At 52.4% G+C, this 17532-nt stretch carries 16 protein-coding genes; 12 read left to right on the forward strand and 4 right to left on the reverse strand.

Annotated elements, in window-relative coordinates:
• Positions 1-8 precede the first annotated feature (8 nt).
• The 3 genes from EDC52_RS10810 (at position 9) to EDC52_RS10820 (ending at position 4906) form a co-directional block, all read left to right on the forward strand.
• Positions 9-2159 carry a hydantoinase/oxoprolinase family protein gene (locus EDC52_RS10810; RefSeq protein ID WP_131865338.1) on the forward strand — a complete coding sequence of 717 codons (2151 nt, stop codon included), beginning with the start codon at positions 9-11 and terminating at the stop codon, positions 2157-2159.
• Positions 2160-2167: 8 nt separating this feature from the next.
• A complete protein-coding gene (locus EDC52_RS10815; protein ID WP_131865339.1) occupies positions 2168-2818 on the forward strand; it encodes a hypothetical protein in 651 nt (216 codons plus the stop codon).
• Positions 2819-2914: 96 nt separating this feature from the next.
• Positions 2915-4906 carry a heparinase II/III domain-containing protein gene (locus tag EDC52_RS10820; protein WP_165911698.1) on the forward strand — a complete coding sequence of 664 codons (1992 nt, stop codon included), beginning with the start codon at positions 2915-2917 and terminating at the stop codon, positions 4904-4906.
• 465 nt (positions 4907-5371) lie between these two features.
• Here the strand turns inward: EDC52_RS10820 and EDC52_RS10825 are convergent, their stop codons facing one another.
• Both EDC52_RS10825 and EDC52_RS10830 read right to left on the reverse strand, forming a co-directional pair.
• The gene (locus EDC52_RS10825; RefSeq protein ID WP_131865341.1) at positions 5372-5929 is read right to left on the reverse strand and encodes a DcrB/PsbP domain-containing protein; all 558 of its coding nucleotides are present in this window, start codon (positions 5927-5929) and stop codon (positions 5372-5374) included.
• Between the two features lie 81 nt (positions 5930-6010).
• Entirely contained in the window at positions 6011-6352 is a 342-nt protein-coding gene (locus EDC52_RS10830) for a hypothetical protein (protein WP_131865342.1), read from the reverse strand.
• 88 nt (positions 6353-6440) lie between these two features.
• Here EDC52_RS10830 and EDC52_RS10835 point away from each other — a divergent pair, with 88 nt between their 5' ends.
• The 3 genes from EDC52_RS10835 to EDC52_RS10845 all read left to right on the forward strand — a co-directional run bounded on the left by EDC52_RS10835 (position 6441) and on the right by EDC52_RS10845 (position 8624).
• The gene (locus EDC52_RS10835) at positions 6441-6731 is read left to right on the forward strand and encodes a hypothetical protein (protein ID WP_131865343.1); all 291 of its coding nucleotides are present in this window, start codon (positions 6441-6443) and stop codon (positions 6729-6731) included.
• Between the two features lie 245 nt (positions 6732-6976).
• Positions 6977-7594 carry a TetR/AcrR family transcriptional regulator gene (locus EDC52_RS10840; protein ID WP_131865344.1) on the forward strand — a complete coding sequence of 206 codons (618 nt, stop codon included), beginning with the start codon at positions 6977-6979 and terminating at the stop codon, positions 7592-7594.
• Between the two features lie 88 nt (positions 7595-7682).
• A complete protein-coding gene (locus tag EDC52_RS10845) occupies positions 7683-8624 on the forward strand; it encodes an alpha/beta fold hydrolase (RefSeq protein WP_131865345.1) in 942 nt (313 codons plus the stop codon).
• A gap of 226 nt (positions 8625-8850) precedes the next feature.
• Here EDC52_RS10845 and EDC52_RS10850 read toward each other — a convergent pair whose 3' ends face one another.
• On the reverse strand, positions 8851-9561 hold the full coding sequence (locus tag EDC52_RS10850) for a GntR family transcriptional regulator (protein WP_131865346.1): 711 nt from the start codon (positions 9559-9561) through the stop codon (positions 8851-8853).
• Positions 9562-9798: 237 nt separating this feature from the next.
• Here EDC52_RS10850 and EDC52_RS10855 point away from each other — a divergent pair, with 237 nt between their 5' ends.
• From EDC52_RS10855 to EDC52_RS19875, 5 genes are all read left to right on the forward strand, one after another.
• Positions 9799-11343 carry an alpha-glucoside-specific PTS transporter subunit IIBC gene (locus EDC52_RS10855; protein WP_131865507.1) on the forward strand — a complete coding sequence of 515 codons (1545 nt, stop codon included), beginning with the start codon at positions 9799-9801 and terminating at the stop codon, positions 11341-11343.
• Positions 11344-11355: 12 nt separating this feature from the next.
• Positions 11356-12678, forward strand: coding sequence for a 6-phospho-alpha-glucosidase (locus tag EDC52_RS10860; protein WP_131865347.1), 1323 nt, complete (start codon positions 11356-11358; stop codon positions 12676-12678).
• 574 nt (positions 12679-13252) lie between these two features.
• On the forward strand, positions 13253-14458 hold the full coding sequence (locus tag EDC52_RS10865; protein WP_131865508.1) for an MFS transporter: 1206 nt from the start codon (positions 13253-13255) through the stop codon (positions 14456-14458).
• A 55-nt stretch (positions 14459-14513) separates the two neighbouring features.
• The gene (locus tag EDC52_RS10870) at positions 14514-14954 is read left to right on the forward strand and encodes an alpha/beta fold hydrolase (protein WP_131865348.1); all 441 of its coding nucleotides are present in this window, start codon (positions 14514-14516) and stop codon (positions 14952-14954) included.
• A 324-nt stretch (positions 14955-15278) separates the two neighbouring features.
• Positions 15279-16004 carry a cytochrome c oxidase assembly factor Coa1 family protein gene (locus tag EDC52_RS19875; RefSeq protein ID WP_165911699.1) on the forward strand — a complete coding sequence of 242 codons (726 nt, stop codon included), beginning with the start codon at positions 15279-15281 and terminating at the stop codon, positions 16002-16004.
• A 758-nt stretch (positions 16005-16762) separates the two neighbouring features.
• Here the strand turns inward: EDC52_RS19875 and EDC52_RS10880 are convergent.
• Positions 16763-17059, reverse strand: a complete 297-nt coding sequence (locus EDC52_RS10880; RefSeq protein ID WP_131865349.1) for a hypothetical protein — start codon at positions 17057-17059, stop codon at positions 16763-16765.
• A 146-nt stretch (positions 17060-17205) separates the two neighbouring features.
• Between EDC52_RS10880 and EDC52_RS10885 the strand changes: the two genes are divergently transcribed.
• Complete coding sequence (locus EDC52_RS10885; RefSeq protein ID WP_131865350.1) at positions 17206-17532, forward strand: hypothetical protein; 327 nt, start codon at positions 17206-17208, stop codon at positions 17530-17532.

Below are 17532 nucleotides of genomic sequence, written 5' to 3' on the forward strand. Positions count from 1 at the left end.
GAATGGTTATGACAGGCAAAAAATACCGTATTGGTATCGATGTCGGCGGTACTTTTACCGACGCCGCCGTAATTGATAATGACAGTTTCGAACTGATTGCCAAAAAGAAAATCCCTACCACCCATCATCATCCCAGCGGGGTTGCGCACGGTATCATTACCATTATCCATCAGGTGCTGGAGGAGAATGGCATTTTACCGCAGGACGTCAGTTTTATTGCCCACGGCACTACCCAGGCCACTAACGCTCTGTTGGAGGGCGATGTGGCTAAAGTCGGCATCCTGGCGATGGGTAGCGGACTGGAAGGTAAAACCGCGCGCAAAGAGGCCAACATTTTGGATATCCCACTGGCGGACGGCAAATTCCTGCATACGTTCAATGCCTTTGTCGATACCCGTCAGTTGACCGATGAAAGCATTCGGGCGGCTATCGTAGAGCTGCGCCAGCAGGGGGCTGAGGTGATTGTTGCTTCCGAAGCCTACAGCGTTGATGATCCGACCAACGAATTAAGGGTGATGGCGGTGGCGGCCGAGATGGGCATTTCCGCCACCGGCGGCCATGAAATAACCCAGCTTTATGGCCTGAAAACCCGTACCCGAACGGCGGTGGTGAACGCCAGTTTAATCCCGCGGATGCTGGAAACCGCCAATATGACCGAACAGGCGATTAAAGAGGCGGGCATTGGGTCGCAATTGATGATCATGCGCTGTGATGGCGGGGTAATGAGCATTGACGAGGTGCGCAAGCGACCGATCCTCACCATGCTGTCCGGCCTGGCCGCCGGTGTAGCCGGAGCGCTGATGTATGAAAAGGTCTCAGACGGCATCTTCTTTGAAGTCGGCGGGACCAGCGTGGATATCTCGGTTATCAAGAACGGCAAGGTGATGATCCAGAATGCCCAGGTCGGCGGGCACCGTACCTACCTGCGTTCGCTGGATGTCCGCACACTGGCGGTGGCGGGCGGCAGCATGATAATGGTCGACAACGGCAACATCAGCATGGTCGGGCCACGCAGCGCCCATATCGCCGGCTGTGAATACGAATGTTTCATTACCGAAGCGGCTTTTGGCCCGCAGCCGGCGCTGGCATTTATCAGCCCCCGGCCGGGCGATCCGCAGACCTATGCGGTCATCACCGGCGGCCAAGGCAAGCGTTACGCGCTTACCCTGGCCGGCGCGGCAAACCTGCTCGGCTATATACCGGCAGATGATTATGCGGCAGGCAATGTCGGCAGTGCGCGGCTGGCCTGGCAGTTGCTGGGCGATCATCTGGGGATCAGCGCCGATCAGGCGGCCCGACAGGCGCTGGATATCGCTATTGATAAAGTGATGGGCGTGGTCGATGAAATGATCAGCGAATACAAACTGGAGCGCCACTTTATCACCCTGGTCGGCGGCGGTGGCAGCGGCTGCGTCCTGGTGCCGGCGATGGCCGAAAAAGCCGGCATGAAGCATAAAAATGCGCTTAATGCGCCCTTTATTTCAACCATTGGCGTCGGCATGGCGATGGTGCGCGAGATGATTGAGAAAAGCGTGGTCAATCCGGGCGAGGCGGAGATCCGGCTCATCCGCGCCGAAATCATGGAGCGCATCGTCAAATCCGGCGCCAATGAAGCGACGGTAGATATCAACATTGAGATCGATAAACAGAAAAACGTGCTTAGGGCCATTGCCACCGGCGCCACTGAGCTTCGGCAAAAAGAGAGCATCAATGAGACGCTGCCCGCCGACAAGCTGCAGCAGATTGCCGCCGAATCAGTCAACCTGACTGCCGACGCGATCAGACCCGCCTGTCAGACCGGTCGCTGGCATCTGTTCGAAGGCACCCGCGAAGAAAAGCGTTTTTTCGGCCTGCTCACTAAAAAGAAGCGCAGCTTAAGCATGCTGGATCGGGAAGGGGTGGTACGGCTGAAAAAAGAGAATGCCAACTGGCTGGTGTGTACCCGTCAGCAGATCGCGACCGACTTTGCCGAGTTTCTGGATGACAATACCCGTTATTCCGAAGCCAATGCCGCCATTCCGAAGACCTTCCTGTTCTGGAAAGAGAAAATGCTCGATTTAAGCGGCACCCAGACCAAAGAGCAATTGCTGTCTCTGATTGAGATGGAACTGGATGTGGTCGAGCAGCAACAGCCCGTCATTGCCGTGGCATGGCAATAGGAGGGTTTATGGATCGAGATGAGGTTAACCGGATGCTGGCATGGCTGGATCTGCGTAACGACGCGGTGTTCAATAAAATTCCGCCGGACAGATACCGGTATTATCTGGACGGCGCATTGGCGGCCGGTGAAGCTGCGGTGACGCCATTTCTCGGACAGGATATTCGCCAGCTGTACGCTGAAAACCAGATTGATATTGTTATCAAACCGGGTGACGGGCTGTTTTTTACCGTGCAGTTTCGCGCCCAGTTTGAATTCAGCGAGCAAAAATCCATCCGACGGGTCACGCTGTACCAGCCGTCGCTGGAAAGCCTGCAGACCAGCTGCGCCCGGGCGGGGCTGGATATGCCGCTCGATAAGATCATCAATATCCATTTGGCCCATGAGTTTTTCCATTTCCTCGAATACTACCGCCGCCAGCCGGTCGGCACCACGCTTGAGCAAGTCTGCAATGTTTCATTCGGTCCGATCCGGCGTTATTCTACCGTCGCCGCCACCTCGGAAATTGCCGCCCATCGCTTCTGCCAACGGCTTAATGGCCTGGAATATTATCCGACTTATTATGATTTTCTCTGGCTGGTGCACAGCGGTAAACAAACTCAACATGAGCAAAACGATCTGTTCGCGCTGTCGCAGCTTGAGCTTGGCCGGATCGCGTGAACCGCCATGTCAAAATCAACCCGAAAGCCGCACTTGCCCCGTATGCCGCAATCATCTTGCACCCCGCAATCATCCCGGGCTCCGCAATCAGCCCCGATGCTGCAATTCACCCCTGAGGAACGGGCTTATCTCCGTGAACGCGCCCGCTGGCAACCGCAGGTGCTTAAACGGCTGGCAGATGATAATGAGGTGGTGCTGGCGCATCCGCTGCGGGTGCCGGAAACCGGCATCGCCACCTGGGGCCACTACTATTTCTGTCCCCGGCACGGCACCCGGCTGATATGGGATCGCCACCATCCCCATCAGCATCGCTGCCCGGTCGATAATGAGATATTGAGCGGCGAGCCCTATGACGGCGCCTGGTGGCGCATTATGAACGGGCATAATTGCCGCGCCGGTTATCAGCTGGCGTTATTGTGGATGCTGACCGGCGAGCCGAGTCATGCCCGGCGGGTACAGGACATCTTGCTGAGCTATGCCTGCTACTATCCCGATTATGAGGAACATGGCGGTATCCCCTGCAATGGACCGGGGAAGATGAATATCCAGACCTTATGTGAAGCCAACTGCATACTGGAGCTGGCAAAGGGTTACGATATCGTGCGTGAAACCCTGTCGGCAACCCAGCAGGAATACATTGAACAACGCCTTTTCCGTAGCGCTGCCGATTTTTTATGTCGCCAGCGGCAAAACCAGCTGCACAATCATGAAGTCAAAGTGAACACCGCCATCGGGGTATTGGGACTGCTGCTCCAAGATGATCAGCTGGTGCGTTTCGCTATCACTGAACCCTACGGTTTACGTTGGCAGCTGCAGCACGGTTTATTTGATGAGGGACTGTGGTTCGAGGGCTCGACCCATTACCATTTCTATGTGCTGCAGGGCTATTTCGACTGGGAAAAATTCGCTCGCTGTACCCCCTGGAGCCTGATGAATGACCGGCTGTATGAAAAAATGCTCGATTTCCCGCTAACGCTGCTGACGCCAGACGGCACCTTTCCGATGATTAATGATGCGGTTAGCGGGCAAAATCAGCTTCATCACTATGATATCTACGAGTTCGCCTGGCGTCATTATCACAAGCCCGCCTACGCCGCCGCTCTGAATCGAATCTATCAGCATGAACCCAGGGATAACCTGGATGCTTTTCTTTATGGCTGCGCCAGCCTGCCGGCGGTACCCGCCCTGGCGACCCATCGCCTGGTCCATGCGCCGGATGCCGGGCTGACGCTGATTTGCCAGCCCGAACACCAGCATGGCCTGTTGGTGAAGCATATGCCTTTTGGCGGTGAGCATGATCACTACGATTATCTGGCGATTACCCTATGGCGGCATGGTCATGCGGTGCTGCCGGATTTGGGCACTACCGGCTATGGCGCGGCACTCCACCGGCAGTATTATAAAAACAGCGCGGCCCATAATACATTGAGCGTTGAATTAACCAATGCACCGCCGGCCGTACCTGAGGTACGGGTCCTGGAACAGACGGGCGACGGTTTCCACCTGGGGGTGGCGGTTGACTGGCGTAAGGCCCCACCTCGGTTGCCGAGCTTTTCGCTGCCCGAATGGGATCAGCAAGCCTGGCGCGATATCCGCTTCTGTCGCCATCTGCTGGTTAATGAGGGGCTGGTGTTTGATATTGCACGGATTGATAACCCCCACTGCAAAACGCTGTATTGGACCTTGCATATTGATGGTGAAAGGCAAGCGCCGCAGCAGGGGCTGCTGGCTGAGCAGGCGCAGCCAATACTGCTCGGCGGCCCGCTGGCCTTGCTGAACAACCTGAGCCGTTGCGAGATAGACGGAGCCGAGATGCGTCGCTATCGTACGATAACGGGGCAATTTACCCTGTGGCTGGTGGGGAAGGGGATCGTGTATGAAGGGACCGGCCCAGCCAATCCAGCGATTACCGATCTGAGTTATCTGGTGCTGAGCAACGCGGAACCGCAGATGTCTATTCTGGCGTGTTATGCGCTTGACGAGCGCCTGCATATTGACCAAATGGCGGCCGACTTGCAAGACGATGGGTGTGAAATCCGCTATCGCTGCCAAGGCAAAGATCAACGGATTCACGTAGCGCTGATCTAGCCGACCGCTAGGCGTATTTTGCTTTCGCTACACAGTGGCGCTGAAGCAGCCGACCCGCTAAACGTATTTTGCTTTCGCTACACACTGGCGGTGTCGAGCCGCAAGACAGCTCAGCGCCTTGTAGCCCCGCAAGTCAAACCTGACCGTTACGTCATCCGGTTGCGGCAGGCGCTGGCCAGCCGGTGCATGGCTTCCACCAGCACCGCGCGCGCGCAGCCGACATTCAATCGCATATGCTGTTCGTCACCCGGGCCGTACTGTAGCTCAATGGCGGATTGACTGCCGGCAAAGTTTCTGTGCAGCAGCAGGGCAAAAACCAGCCCCAGCGCAACGGCGCCTGAAATCGGGTGAACACACTAATAGCCACATAAATCAGTTTGATGACAACCGTGTTACAGCCAGCCCAGATCGCGTTTATGATCACCAGGGCCCGATTCTGGCCTGGTGATGGCCGAAGATTATTGGCTATTTGTCGAGAATGTGGTTGACCGCAGCGACATGGCCGGCTTTATCTTTGACGCTGGAGAAGACCTGGATAATGGCAAACTTGTTGTCGGCGGTAGAAAGTAAGGTGGTTTGCAGCACATCCTTGCCATCCATCTTATTGGTCGCTTCGATGTGATATACCTTCAGGCCGTTAACGTTTTCGTTCTTTTCGCTGGTGATGGTATAACTCGGTGAGACTTGCTTTTCCTGGTCCTTGATGGCTTTCATGCCATCGAGGAAATCATCATCGTTGGCGGCACGGGCAATCAGCGGGACGTCTTCTTCACCGATAAGCACAACACGCTTTTCCTGCTTATTGAGATACATATCATTCGGACTGCCGCCCACGGCATGCTGCACTTCGTAGCCCTGCAGCGTTAACGGCAATTTCCCGTTCAATAAGGACAGGCTGTGCGACTCGGCCACAGTGGCCGCCGGCTTATTAACCTCAGCTGCATTGGCCATAGTGACCGGACCCCAAGCCAGGGTAGCCAGCAGAAACGACCCGGTGATCATCAGTGTTGTTTTAAGCTTCATTTTAACTTCCTTCTTCCTGTGAATTCTCACTGCCAGGCACCCGCAGCGATATTGCGCTCGATATCCACGAGGCGCTGATGATTATTTAGTCAAATCGTGAATGCATATTCCTGCGCCGAATAAAAACAATATCAACGGCCAATAACGGACAGGAATAAAAAAGAACTTGTGTGTTTTATGCGGCTGAAACATAGGCTGGCTGTCAGTTATTTTGGCCAGAAATATCAATATTTTTTCCTGCTTGATAGCATAGATGAAAAAAATGCACAGAACGGATGCCAATATAAAGGTGATTCCGGTGGCCCATAAATGGGCAGCGAAAAAACCGTCATACCAAATAAAATCGAGTAGCCATTTGAAAAAGACATAAGCAATACAGATAACTACCGCGACAAAAAAACCTATCCCGCTCCAGATGATCATCCGTTTTTCCCTTGAGATTTTAAACCTATTAGGCATAATGCCTGATAAAAATTAGCGTGTTTTTTCGATTATGGCGAGAAATTATTGAATGATGATATATCGCGGTGCCGGTTTCCTGACGCTCTTGACGCCGATTATGGTAATACTACTGTTAATGTGGTTATGGCCAGATGCAAATATAAAGCAGGGCAATACTTCTTTGATGCAGTTTCTGCTGGGGGCCGGAATAGGTGCAGCGATTAATACCGTGCTTGGCCTGGTATTGAATCGCAAAAAACAGGCTGATGGCGCGCCTCACCACTTCTTTTTCATGCCGATGCAATGGCCTTCGCTGGCAATAGTTATTGTTTGCACAGTGATTGCCATTATAAAGCATTAAGCTGATAGCCCACCTCTCTGCGCATTATCCCTGACAACCCGGTTGATCATAGGGGCAGTGATTCACCGTGGTGGCACAGCGTAGCACAGCACAGCACAGCACAGCTCAACCAAGCTCAACTCGACCAAGCTCAATTCAGCTCAGCTCAACCAAACTCAACCAAGCTCAGTAATCATGTGAGTTCAGCTTTACGACATATGTTTTTGGTGCTATTTTGGAAGCATTCATTTCCTAATTGAGCCATTATGAACCCACTATCTTTACCTCAAAGCGAAAACCGCGAACGCGGCCGGCCGCGAAATTTTGATATTGACCACGCCCTCGATCAAGCGATGCTGGTGTTCCGCCAACGGGGATTCCATGCCTCCTCGCTGGCGGAATTAGGCGCAGCCATGCAGCTCACCGTTGGCAGCATTTACAAGGCGTTCCAGGATAAAAAAACGCTGTTTCTGCAGGTGTTTGAACGCTACACCTCCTTGCGAAATGCCGCCTTGCGCCAGCGGCTCGAACGGCAGGCTACCGGTCGGGATCGGCTTGCCGAACTGTTGCGGTTCTATTTTGAATCCGCCCGTGCTGTCGAAGGAAGACGGGGCTGCCTGGTGGTCGGCAGCGCAACCGAACTGCTGGTATTGGACGATGAACTTTCAGGGCTGGTGCGCAGCGCCATCATGAACAACAAAAAATTGATTGTCTCATTGCTGCAACAGGGGCAACAGGATGGCACGGTGCTGGCCAGCCTGGATGCCGAAACCGCCGCTGGGCTGATACTCTGCATCACTTTTGGCATGCGCGTCCTGGGTAAACTGCAGGATGTGGCCCGTGAAGAGGACACTCTGCAGCTGGCCTTGAAAATCCTCGATTAAAAAAAAAAATTTAAACAATTAGGAAATGATTGATTCCTAAATAAGCGCGCCTGCAATGGCTTGAGCTTTAAATCCTTGAGGACTAAAGATGAACGACAAACAGAAAAAAGCCGGCAACACCCCATGCATTCGCCAGGCCGATGCCGGGCCTGTCACCCATGCTTGTCAAAACCTGCCCGGTTTCGAACACGGCTATCGGCTGGTGGACGGTATCCGGATGCATTATGTCACCGGCGGCAACCCGCAGGGTGAGACCGTGGTTTTGCTGGCGGGTTTTCCCGAGAGCTGGTATGCATGGCGTAAGGTGATGCAGTTGCTGGCCCCGGCTTATCGACTTATCGCCCTGGATCTGCCGGGGCAGGGCGATTCCGACCGGCCGGAAACCGGCTATGATACCCGTACCCTGGCTCAGAAGGTTCATGGACTGATAACCCAGCTCGGTAGCGAGCACTATTATCTGGCAGCCCATGATGTCGGTGCCTGGGTCGCCTGGCCATACGCGGCGCTCTACGGTCGGGAAGTGAAGCGTCTGGCCTTACTGGATGCCGGCATTCCGGGCATGACCTTGCCTGATGCGCTGCCCGCCACCCCTGATAAAGGATGGAAGACCTGGCACTTTGCATTCCATGCCATCCCTGACTTGCCGGAAGCGCTGATAACTGGCCGGGAGCGCATCTACCTTGATTGGTTCCTGAAACGAAAAACCGCTTGCCCGGATGTGTTTACCCAGGAAGCTATTGATGAATATCTGCGGGTGATGCTCGCCGGCGGTGGATTACGTGCGGGCTTGGCGTATTATCGTTCCGCCGCCCTTTCGGCTGAGCAAAACCGCGCCTTGATGGCTGAGGGTAAGCTCAAAATGCCGATTCTGGCCATCAGTGCCGGTCAAGGCTCAATTGCCGATATGGCTGCACCGCTGCGGCCCTTTGCCGAAGACGTTTCGGGGGTACTGGTTCCCCACTGCGGTCATTTTATGCCTGAGGAACAGCCCCAGGCCATAGCAACGGAATTAAGTGAGTTCTTCAGCTAGCCGCAGTCCGGCGGTGGGTGAGTTGCATCCGCCGGATGGTTATTCAATCCGGCACTGATGTGCCACAGCCGGATTTACATTCATTTCGGCACTGATGTGCCCCCGCCGGGTTTTGCTGCCAGTTCGGCGCTGATGTGCCACCGCCGGGTTTTGCTGCCAGTTCGGCGCTGATGTGCCATCGCCGGGTTTTGCAGCCAGTTCGGCGCTGACGCGCAAGCCGGGCCGTTTAATCCAGCGGATGACGCTTTAGGTAATAGCTGATTTTATAGTCGTTGGGATTAAAGGTGATGACTGAGAAGTCGACGATGACGCCTTCCCGGGTATTGGATACCGCCAGCAGCTGTAACAGCAGCGTGCGTGGATCGCAATGCAACTGCTCGGCAAACACCTGGCCGGCAACAATAGGCAGAAAGGTTTGCCTACAGCCTTCAATCGTAAAGTTTGCCTGTTTTTCAATAAAATCGTACTTGGATGATTCCAAATGCCGGTAGGTTAAGTCCGGCAGCAGCGCGACCGGCAGATAACTCTCTTCTATTTGAATAATTTGTTTATTCGCATAACGCAGCCTCTTGATGTAATAGATTTTTTCCTGGGTTTCGATATCAAGCTGCCGAGCGATAGCCTGCGGTGCGCGAGTTACCTCGAACGCCGTCACCTCGGTATGCGGTGTCTTGCCTAGCATCTTCATGTGTTCGGTAAAGCTGTTCAGCTGGTTATTATCATGCTTGAGATCCTTGCCGATAATAAAGGTACCCCTGCCTTGCTGTCTTTCGAGCAATCCATCCTTGATAAGGACATCCAGCGCTTTACGCACTGTCATCCTCGATACGCCGAAACGATCGGCCAAACGGACTTCTGACGGCAGACAGTCGCCGACCCGAAAATCCTGGTGGTTGATAAGACCGCGGATGCTGGAGACCACATTTTTATAGATCACTTTTATACCTTTTTATCATGCGGCATCATAACTTTCTTTACTTATTAGTATATATATATCAATTAATTACAAAGAATAAGGCTAAATTATGGTCAATAGGTATACATATGGCGTTAATTTTATACCTCTATTGGCAACTCTTTTGTGCAACCTGGATCACAAATAAAAACAAGGACGAAATTTACTGCAGTTCCAAACCCTACAGTGTCTGCACATGACAATGCTGGGGAAGCGATGATGCTGAGTTCGTTTAACAGGTTTGGCGGAGCGATGTTGGGTGCGGTGCTGCTGTTCCCTTTTGCGGGGATGGTGGTAGGGATTTCGCTGGTACTGCAAAACTCGACCCTGTTCGGTCCCGACAGTCTGTTTTTCCATCTGCTGCAAATAATCGAGTCAGGTGGCTGGACAGTATTCAATAATATGGGGCTGTTATTTGCCGTCGGCCTGCCCATCAAGCTGGCCACTAAAGCGCCGGCTTCCGCCTGCCTGGTGTCACTGATAACCTATCTGACCTTCAATGCCTTTCTGGGCGCAATGTGTGAGGTGTGGGGTTCGCAGTGGGGCGTTGATTTTGCGCAGGATACCGGCGGAACCAGCGGCCTGGCCATGATCGGCGGCATCAAAACCCTGGATACCAGTGTGATCGGCGCCATTTTGTGCGGTAGTCTGGTGACCTGGATTCATAACCGTTTCTATTCGACAAAATTGCCTGATTACGTCAGCATTTTTCAAGGGGCGGCGTTTGTTAATATCATCGGCTTCAGCGTGATGTTGCCCCTGGCGCTGCTGACGCTGATGCTATGGCCTAAAGTTCAGCTGGGAATGGTTTCTCTGCAGGGTTTTATCATTGAGGCCGGTAACCTGGGTATCTGGTGCTATATCTTCCTGGAAAAAATATTACTGCCAACCGGCCTGCATCATTTTGTCTACAGTCCGTTTCAATACGCCGACGTAGCGGTGCCTGGCGGGACCACGCTGTATTGGCTCACCCATCTGCAGGAATTCAGTCAATCTTCTGAACCGTTAAAAAATTTATTCCCGGCCGGCGGCTTCGCCATGCAGGGCAATGGCGCGGTATTCGGTGGGCTGGGCATGGCGTTGGCCATTTACAGCACTGCTAAAACGGAAAACAAAGCCAAAGTGGCCGGACTGCTTATTCCGGCTACCGTCACCAGCATGTTTATCGGTATCACAGAGCCCCTGGACTTCACCTTCCTGTTTATTGCACCGGCCTTGTTTGCCGTTCATGCCGTGCTGTCTGCGACCATGACCGTGGTGATGTACAGTCTGGGAGTGGTAGGCAATTTTGGCGCCGGTATTCTGGAATGGGCAACTCAAAACTGGATCCCACTGTTTAATAACCATGCCATGGTGATGGTCACGCAACTGGTTGTCGGATTGATATTCAGCGGTATCTATTTCCTTATTTTCAGAACGCTTATTTTGAAGTTCAATTTTAAAACGTTGGGCCGTGAAGACAGCCCGATCAAACTTTATTCCAAACAGGACTACAAAAATAAGGGTGGTAAGCCGGCAGATGAATTCCTGATACGGGCGCATGCTTATCTAGAGGCCGCAGGCGGCAAGGACAATGTCGCCAGCTATACCCACTGCTTTACCCGCCTGAGACTGGTGGTCAAAGACAGTAGCAAAGTACAACCGAGCGAGGCCTTTAAAGAATATTCGGCCATTGAAGTGTACCGCAAGGGTAATGATGTCCAGGTGATTGTCGGTAATAACGTCACCCATATTTATGAACAATTTGCCGATTTGATGAGCTAAGGAGTTATTTAAATGAAAAAATCATCCATTTTAATTGCAGGCGGTGGTTCGACTTATACCCACGGTATTATTCTCATGCTGCTGGACAATTTGCATCGGTTCCCGGTTGATGAAATAAAACTGTATGATAATGACGGCCCCCGTCAGGAAGTGGTGGCTAAGGCATGTGAAATTATCCTGCGCGAGCGTTCGAGCGGCATCCGTTTCTCATATACCACCGATGCTGAAACTGCATTTACCGGCGTAGATTTCGTCATGGCACATATACGCCAGGGTAAATTGCCCATGCGCGAAAAAGACGAAAAAATCCCGATGAAATACGGTTGTGTCGGCCAGGAGACCTGTGGCGCCGGCGGAATCGCTTACGGCATGAGATCGATTACCGGCGTACTGGAAATCGTGGACTATATGACGCAATATTCACCCAACGCTTGGATGCTTAACTATTCCAATCCGGCGGCCATTGTGGCGGAAGCCACTCATCGCCTGCGTCCGGATGCTCGTATTTATCATATCTGCGATATGCCGATAAGCATCGAAGAGGCGATGGCCAGGATCCTGGATTACCGTTCCGCCGCTGATTTGGAAACACGCTATTACGGACTCAATCATTTCGGCTGGTGGAGCTCAGTGCGTGATAAAGCCACCGGCGAAGATTTGATGCCCAGGCTGGCCGCCCATGTCCGCCAATTCGGTTACGCAGATGAACAAGGGGAGGGCAAGGAGGAAATCAGCTGGAATGAAACCTTTGTCAAAGCCCGGGACAGCTTCGCGCTCGATCCCAGCAGTTTTCCCAACACCTATCTGCAATATTATCTCTACGGTGATGATATGGTCGCCCACACCTCGCCTGATTATTCACGCGCCAATGAAGTGATGGCCGGCAGGGAAAGGTTTGTCTTTAGCGAGTGCCAGAAAATCATTGATGAGGGGACGGCGGTCAATACTCAACTGACCATTGACGAACATGCATCTTATATCGTCGATTTAGCGCAGGCGATTGCCTTTAATACCAAACGGCGGATGCTGCTGATTGTGCCAAATAATGGCGCCATCAGTAATTTTGACGATGATGCCATGGTAGAAGTCCCATGCCTGGTGGGCAGTTTTGGCGTTGAACCGCTGACCATTGGCGCTATTCCCGCCTTCCAGCGTGGGTTACTGTACCAGCAGTATTCGGTGGAAAAACTGGTGGTTGATGCCTGGATCGAAAAGTCCTACCAGAAACTTTGGCAGGCACTGACCCTGTCTAAAACCATTCCCAGCGCCAGGGTGGCTAAACAGATTCTTGATGATTTAATTGAAGCCAACCAGGAGTACTGGACTGTGGAATAGCAGTGATGACGCCATCTACCCATTGAAGATGGCGTCATCACCCCCTAAAGTGGTTTTAACGGTGTGACTGGCGCGCTGATAATCTCGCCACTCCGTCACTCCGTCACTCCGTCACTCCGCCACTCCGCCACTCCACCACTCCACCACTCCGCCACTCCACCACTCCACCACTCCGCCACTCCGCCACTCCGCCACTCCACCACTTCATCATTTCATCATTTCACCACTTCACACTGCCATTTTTTGGCCCGCAGCCCTGTACGTATCTATTAGCGCAACACGGGTTTGCTCGCGCCTGAATCCTACCGGCCACAGCTATTCGATCTTTCCGACGATGCGGGCCTGGGCTGATCGTGTTCGATAGCTATCACCCGACCTTCAACTGGCACGATTCCCTTGGTCAGGATAGTGGGTTTGCAGTTTTATATATACTGATCGATATATAAATAATTGACATGCCTGGGTGCTTGTATTCATTATATATATCAAACGATACATTAATGGGCATACAGGTACGGTGCGTTGCCACCGATAGCTGTTGCGCCAGGCGTTACACTTACTCACAGGCGGAATGATGAAAGCACAGTATCAAAACAAAGAGGCTCAACGATTACCGGTGCTGGCCTTGCTGGCCTTGGCAATGACCGGCTTTATCTGCATCTTGACCGAAACCATTCCCGCCGGGTTGCTGCCGGCAATCAGCGCCGGACTGAGCATCTCGCCTTCTCTGGCCGGGCAACTGGTGACCGCCTATGCCGCCGGATCGCTATTGACGGCGATCCCTCTCACTTTACTCACCCGGACCTGGTCACGCCGGTCAGTCCTGCTGAGCACTGTCTGTGGATTTTTGCTGTTTAACACCCTGACTGCGCTGTCGTCAGATATCACCGTTATTTTAATCGCGCGGTTTCTGGCAGGGGCGTCGGCCGGTCTGGCATGGAGCCTGATTGCCGGCTATGCGCGCAGGATGGTGGTGCCGTCATTGCAGGGTAGGGCTCTAGCCCTGGCCATGGTCGGCACACCTATCGCGCTGTCTCTGGGGGTGCCGGCCGGCACATGGCTGGGCGCCCTGCTGGGATGGCGTCTCACTTTTGCCGTCATGTCGGCGCTGTCGGTGGTCCTTATTGGCTGGATAGTGCTGATTGTGCCCAATTATCCAGGTCAGTCCGCCGCACAGAACATGCAGCTCGGTGCGGTATTACGCCTTCCTGGAGTTCGGTCCGTGCTGGGGGTTGTGCTGACCTGGATGCTGGCGCACAACATTCTCTATACCTACATCGCCCCCTTTATCGCGCCTGCCGGCCTGGCCGCCAGGGTAGATCTGGTGCTGCTGGTGTTTGGCCTGGCGGCCCTGGGCGGGATTTATATCACCGGCAAGATAGTGGATACCCATTTGCGCAAAGCGGTATTGCTGTCATTGGCCGTTTTTGCCGCCGTGTCGCTGGTATTGGGCATCGACGCCACTTCTCCCCTGGTCATTTATGCGGGTATCGCCGTATGGGGATTGACGTTCGGCGGGGCTGCAACCTTGCTCCAGACCGCATTGGCAGATGCCGCCGGTGAGCATGCCGATGTTGCACTGTCGATGAATGTCGTGGCCTGGAACAGCGCTATCGCCTTGGGCGGTATGGTCGGCGGGGTACTGCTGGATCATGCCGGCAGCCAATCCTTTCCCTGGACCCTCCTCATCCTGTTGTTGGTGGCATTCGCGATTGCTGTGCGTGGGGAACAGGGGTTCCCGGCAACCAACAGCCGCTCTACTCAACCTATCAGCAACTGACTTTTCAAGCTGTACCAGCCGGCAGTAGCGATCCTCTCTCCCAATGGAGTCAGCTATGACCATGGTAAATAACATGCTCGACGGTGCATTACTCAGCACCGCTTTAAGGCGGCCACTTAAAGTAAAGGAAACCTATTTCCTGACGCATTTTATTAAAGAGCAAGCCACCAATAAGCAGGCTTTTACCCCGGCTTTACTGGATATGTATGCAAAATCCTATGCCAAACCCCACACCTTTACCGCCTCATTTAAGTATTACCGCGCTCTGAACACCTCCATTGAGCAAAACAGGCAACTGGACCAAACCAAACTCGCCATCCCGGTCATGGCCAGCGGTGGCGGCGGACATGGCGGGATGGGGCAGTTCCAGGTCGATCAGATGAAGGAATATGCGACCCAGGTTGAGGGACATGTATTGCCTGGCTGCGGACACTGGTTGCCGGAGGAATGTGCACCGCAACTCAACCCGCTGGTGGTCGATTTTGTGAATAATTAATGATCCGCGGTTTCAAACCTCAACGACGCCACTTTTAACCCACCAGCCGGGCTTGCGACCTATAGATGATATACACTGAAAATGAATCATCGCCGGAGCTTAAGTGGCACGATATAAAACAACAAACACGCTGTAAACGTGTTTGTTGTGCTGTTTAAGCCAACATCCCGCTGGCAGAATCGTTTTCTGTTAATCAGTGCCGATGTGCAATACCAATTCTGCCAGTTAAACGCAGTGACAATTATTAAACACAGTTACATTTATAAGCTTCTCTGGATATAGTGTGTTGCTAAATGTTTTTTGTGAAGAAATGGAGTAATTCACATGGCGCGAAAGAACAGAATTGTGGCTTTATTACTGGCTGTTTTCTTAGGTATTTTTGGCATTGACCGCTTTTATCTGGGTAAGACCAAAACGGCAATATTGAAACTTATCACGCTGGGTGGGTTAGGAATCTGGTGGTTTATAGATTCAGCCCTACTGCTGATTGACGCATTTCTATACTCATTGGGTAAAGAGAGAGGGTTCATCAAGGATAAAAACGGCCAAGAACTCAGGTTTGGTCTCTCTGCCTACCGCTGCAAGAATGGTGTATTCGCGCAGGATTGGTTTACTGAGGATACCGCGATCGCCACCCGTAATAATCCTGAAAACCTGTCGGCTGCAACAGCCCATACCCGCAAAAAAACCTGGCTGGGCAGACATTGGCGCTGGGCTTTACCCGCCGCTATTGTCTTGCTGGTGCTGGTCATTATTCTTGGCGTAATGTCTATATTAAAGGGCAGCGAAGTCTATAAAAACGCCGTGGCCACGGCAATGGCCTCGCCACGCGTTAGTGAAAAAATCGGCACGGATATTGATGATGCTTTTTTTGTGTCGGGAGAAGTCAGCGACAGCACCGCAAATTTGAAGATACCGCTGACAGGGAGCAAAGGCCGTGGAGAGATTTATGTGCGGGCAAGCCAAATCGCTGGGCGCTGGCACTATGAAACACTGATATTGCATACAGCGGATGAAGATATCGACTTGCTGGCACCGCGAGCAGAATAACAGCCTTAACGGCACCATCAGGATCAGCCTGTTGGTGCAAGTTTCATTCATGCCTGATTTCTTTGCCTTTTCACCTGACCATTGGGATATTTCATTTACGTTTTTTCATCAAGTCGACCTTTATTTACTGCGTATTAAAACATGTCTTTAAAAACAGTATTGACTTATACGTCGGATGGGCTAGATTTATATACAACACCAGCGCAACAAGATATAAAAAATTCTGTTGAGCTGGTGGTGAAAAAAAGAAACACATGTCAAGTAGTTAGTAGTTAGTAGTTAGTAGTTAGTAGTTAGTATGAGTGCGATAAAGGCCACGAAATCTATTTTCGATGGGTCGCAGGCGAGAGTCAACATTATACTCCGGCGACGAGATTTAAGGCCCTGCAGTTTATCTTGATGATCGCACAGAAGTAGTTAGTACAAGTAGTTGCAATACGCGATGAATTAAGGCTTTTGAGTAAATTTTATTGTCTGCGATAGATGTTAGTGAACAGTAGTTTGAAAATATCGCGGCAGCTGTAAAATCACGCTTCAAAGAGTCTAAATCGCGAGGGGGGATGTACTGTACAGACTTAGCCGGTTTCTATCTGTTCAGCGCTAAGTTAATTATTACCTTTCAGGCAATCAATGGGAGGACATAGTAAGATATAAGAAGTTGATATATCCTGTGATACACATGTACATCTTTACAAGCAGTATCCTGAGTAGTACGACGTAATAAGTTGATTTACATTGAAAATCAAGTCAGTAGTACCTTAAAGGCCCCAGCTCTTCGAGTTGGGGCTTTTAACTTTGCGTTTTTCACTGCTGATGGTCAATGGGGGCAGGATCATCTCCGTCGGCGCTACTTTGCAGGGCGACAGCGATAAACGGTAAGGTGCCGCCGGCAATCGCACCCGCCAACTCAAGGCTGCCGGCCATGCCGGTATGCGGATATGGGGAAGGAACGTCTCCGACAGCATCGCCGTTTGCGCGCCCAGCATGGCATCGTTACACAGACAGTAAATAAGGAACATCGCCAACCAGATAAGGCCCTGTTCGCCGGTATTCAACCGCCTCAGTTCGATTTGGTCTGCTAAGCCTCACAATTGAGCGTCGGGTTTTTGGTGCTCGGTCTGCCGATGCCCTATAATGGTGCGTGAGAATTGTTGAAAACGAGGGTTATCATGACCAGTGATAGCCAATAACAGGAGAAACCATGCGCACTACGACACTTATTGGCCCGCTAGCCCTTTTACTGTCAGTCGCCAGCGGCGCTGCTCATGCATCCAGCGATGATGCCTGGGCCGCGTTTGACCAGGATGTGACTCGCGCATGCATAGCGGCAAGCGGCATCCAGCAAGCCCGTCCCTCTACTATCGTTGGCTTTGATGATCGCGTCGGGGTGGTCGCCATGCTGGTAGAAGACCGGACACGCGGGTCCTCAACGGCTAAACTGTGCCTGTACGATAAAAAGAGTAAGCAAGCGTATGTCGATCAAGCCGACGCCTGGTCCGCACCGCCGCAGCCCCGCCCAGCCAAATGA

It is taken from the genome of Biostraticola tofi (assembly GCF_004343195.1).
In the GTDB taxonomy this organism is placed as follows: domain Bacteria; phylum Pseudomonadota; class Gammaproteobacteria; order Enterobacterales; family Enterobacteriaceae; genus Biostraticola; species Biostraticola tofi.

Excerpts from the sequence above, each read along its gene's own strand:
- EDC52_RS10810 (WP_131865338.1), top strand. The coding sequence starts at position 9 with ATGACAGGCAAAAAATACCGTATTGGTATCGATGTCGGCGGTACTTTT.
- EDC52_RS10815 (WP_131865339.1), top strand. The coding sequence starts at position 2,168 with ATGGATCGAGATGAGGTTAACCGGATGCTGGCATGGCTGGATCTGCGT.
- EDC52_RS10820 (WP_165911698.1), top strand. The coding sequence starts at position 2,915 with ATGCTGCAATTCACCCCTGAGGAACGGGCTTATCTCCGTGAACGCGCC.
- EDC52_RS10825 (WP_131865341.1), bottom strand. The coding sequence starts at position 5,929 with ATGAAGCTTAAAACAACACTGATGATCACCGGGTCGTTTCTGCTGGCT.
- EDC52_RS10830 (WP_131865342.1), bottom strand. The coding sequence starts at position 6,352 with ATGATCATCTGGAGCGGGATAGGTTTTTTTGTCGCGGTAGTTATCTGT.
- EDC52_RS10835 (WP_131865343.1), top strand. The coding sequence starts at position 6,441 with ATGATGATATATCGCGGTGCCGGTTTCCTGACGCTCTTGACGCCGATT.
- EDC52_RS10840 (WP_131865344.1), top strand. The coding sequence starts at position 6,977 with ATGAACCCACTATCTTTACCTCAAAGCGAAAACCGCGAACGCGGCCGG.
- EDC52_RS10845 (WP_131865345.1), top strand. The coding sequence starts at position 7,683 with ATGAACGACAAACAGAAAAAAGCCGGCAACACCCCATGCATTCGCCAG.
- EDC52_RS10855 (WP_131865507.1), top strand. The coding sequence starts at position 9,799 with ATGCTGAGTTCGTTTAACAGGTTTGGCGGAGCGATGTTGGGTGCGGTG.
- EDC52_RS10860 (WP_131865347.1), top strand. The coding sequence starts at position 11,356 with ATGAAAAAATCATCCATTTTAATTGCAGGCGGTGGTTCGACTTATACC.
- EDC52_RS10865 (WP_131865508.1), top strand. The coding sequence starts at position 13,253 with ATGAAAGCACAGTATCAAAACAAAGAGGCTCAACGATTACCGGTGCTG.
- EDC52_RS10870 (WP_131865348.1), top strand. The coding sequence starts at position 14,514 with ATGACCATGGTAAATAACATGCTCGACGGTGCATTACTCAGCACCGCT.
- EDC52_RS19875 (WP_165911699.1), top strand. The coding sequence starts at position 15,279 with ATGGCGCGAAAGAACAGAATTGTGGCTTTATTACTGGCTGTTTTCTTA.
- EDC52_RS10885 (WP_131865350.1), top strand. The coding sequence starts at position 17,206 with ATGCGCACTACGACACTTATTGGCCCGCTAGCCCTTTTACTGTCAGTC.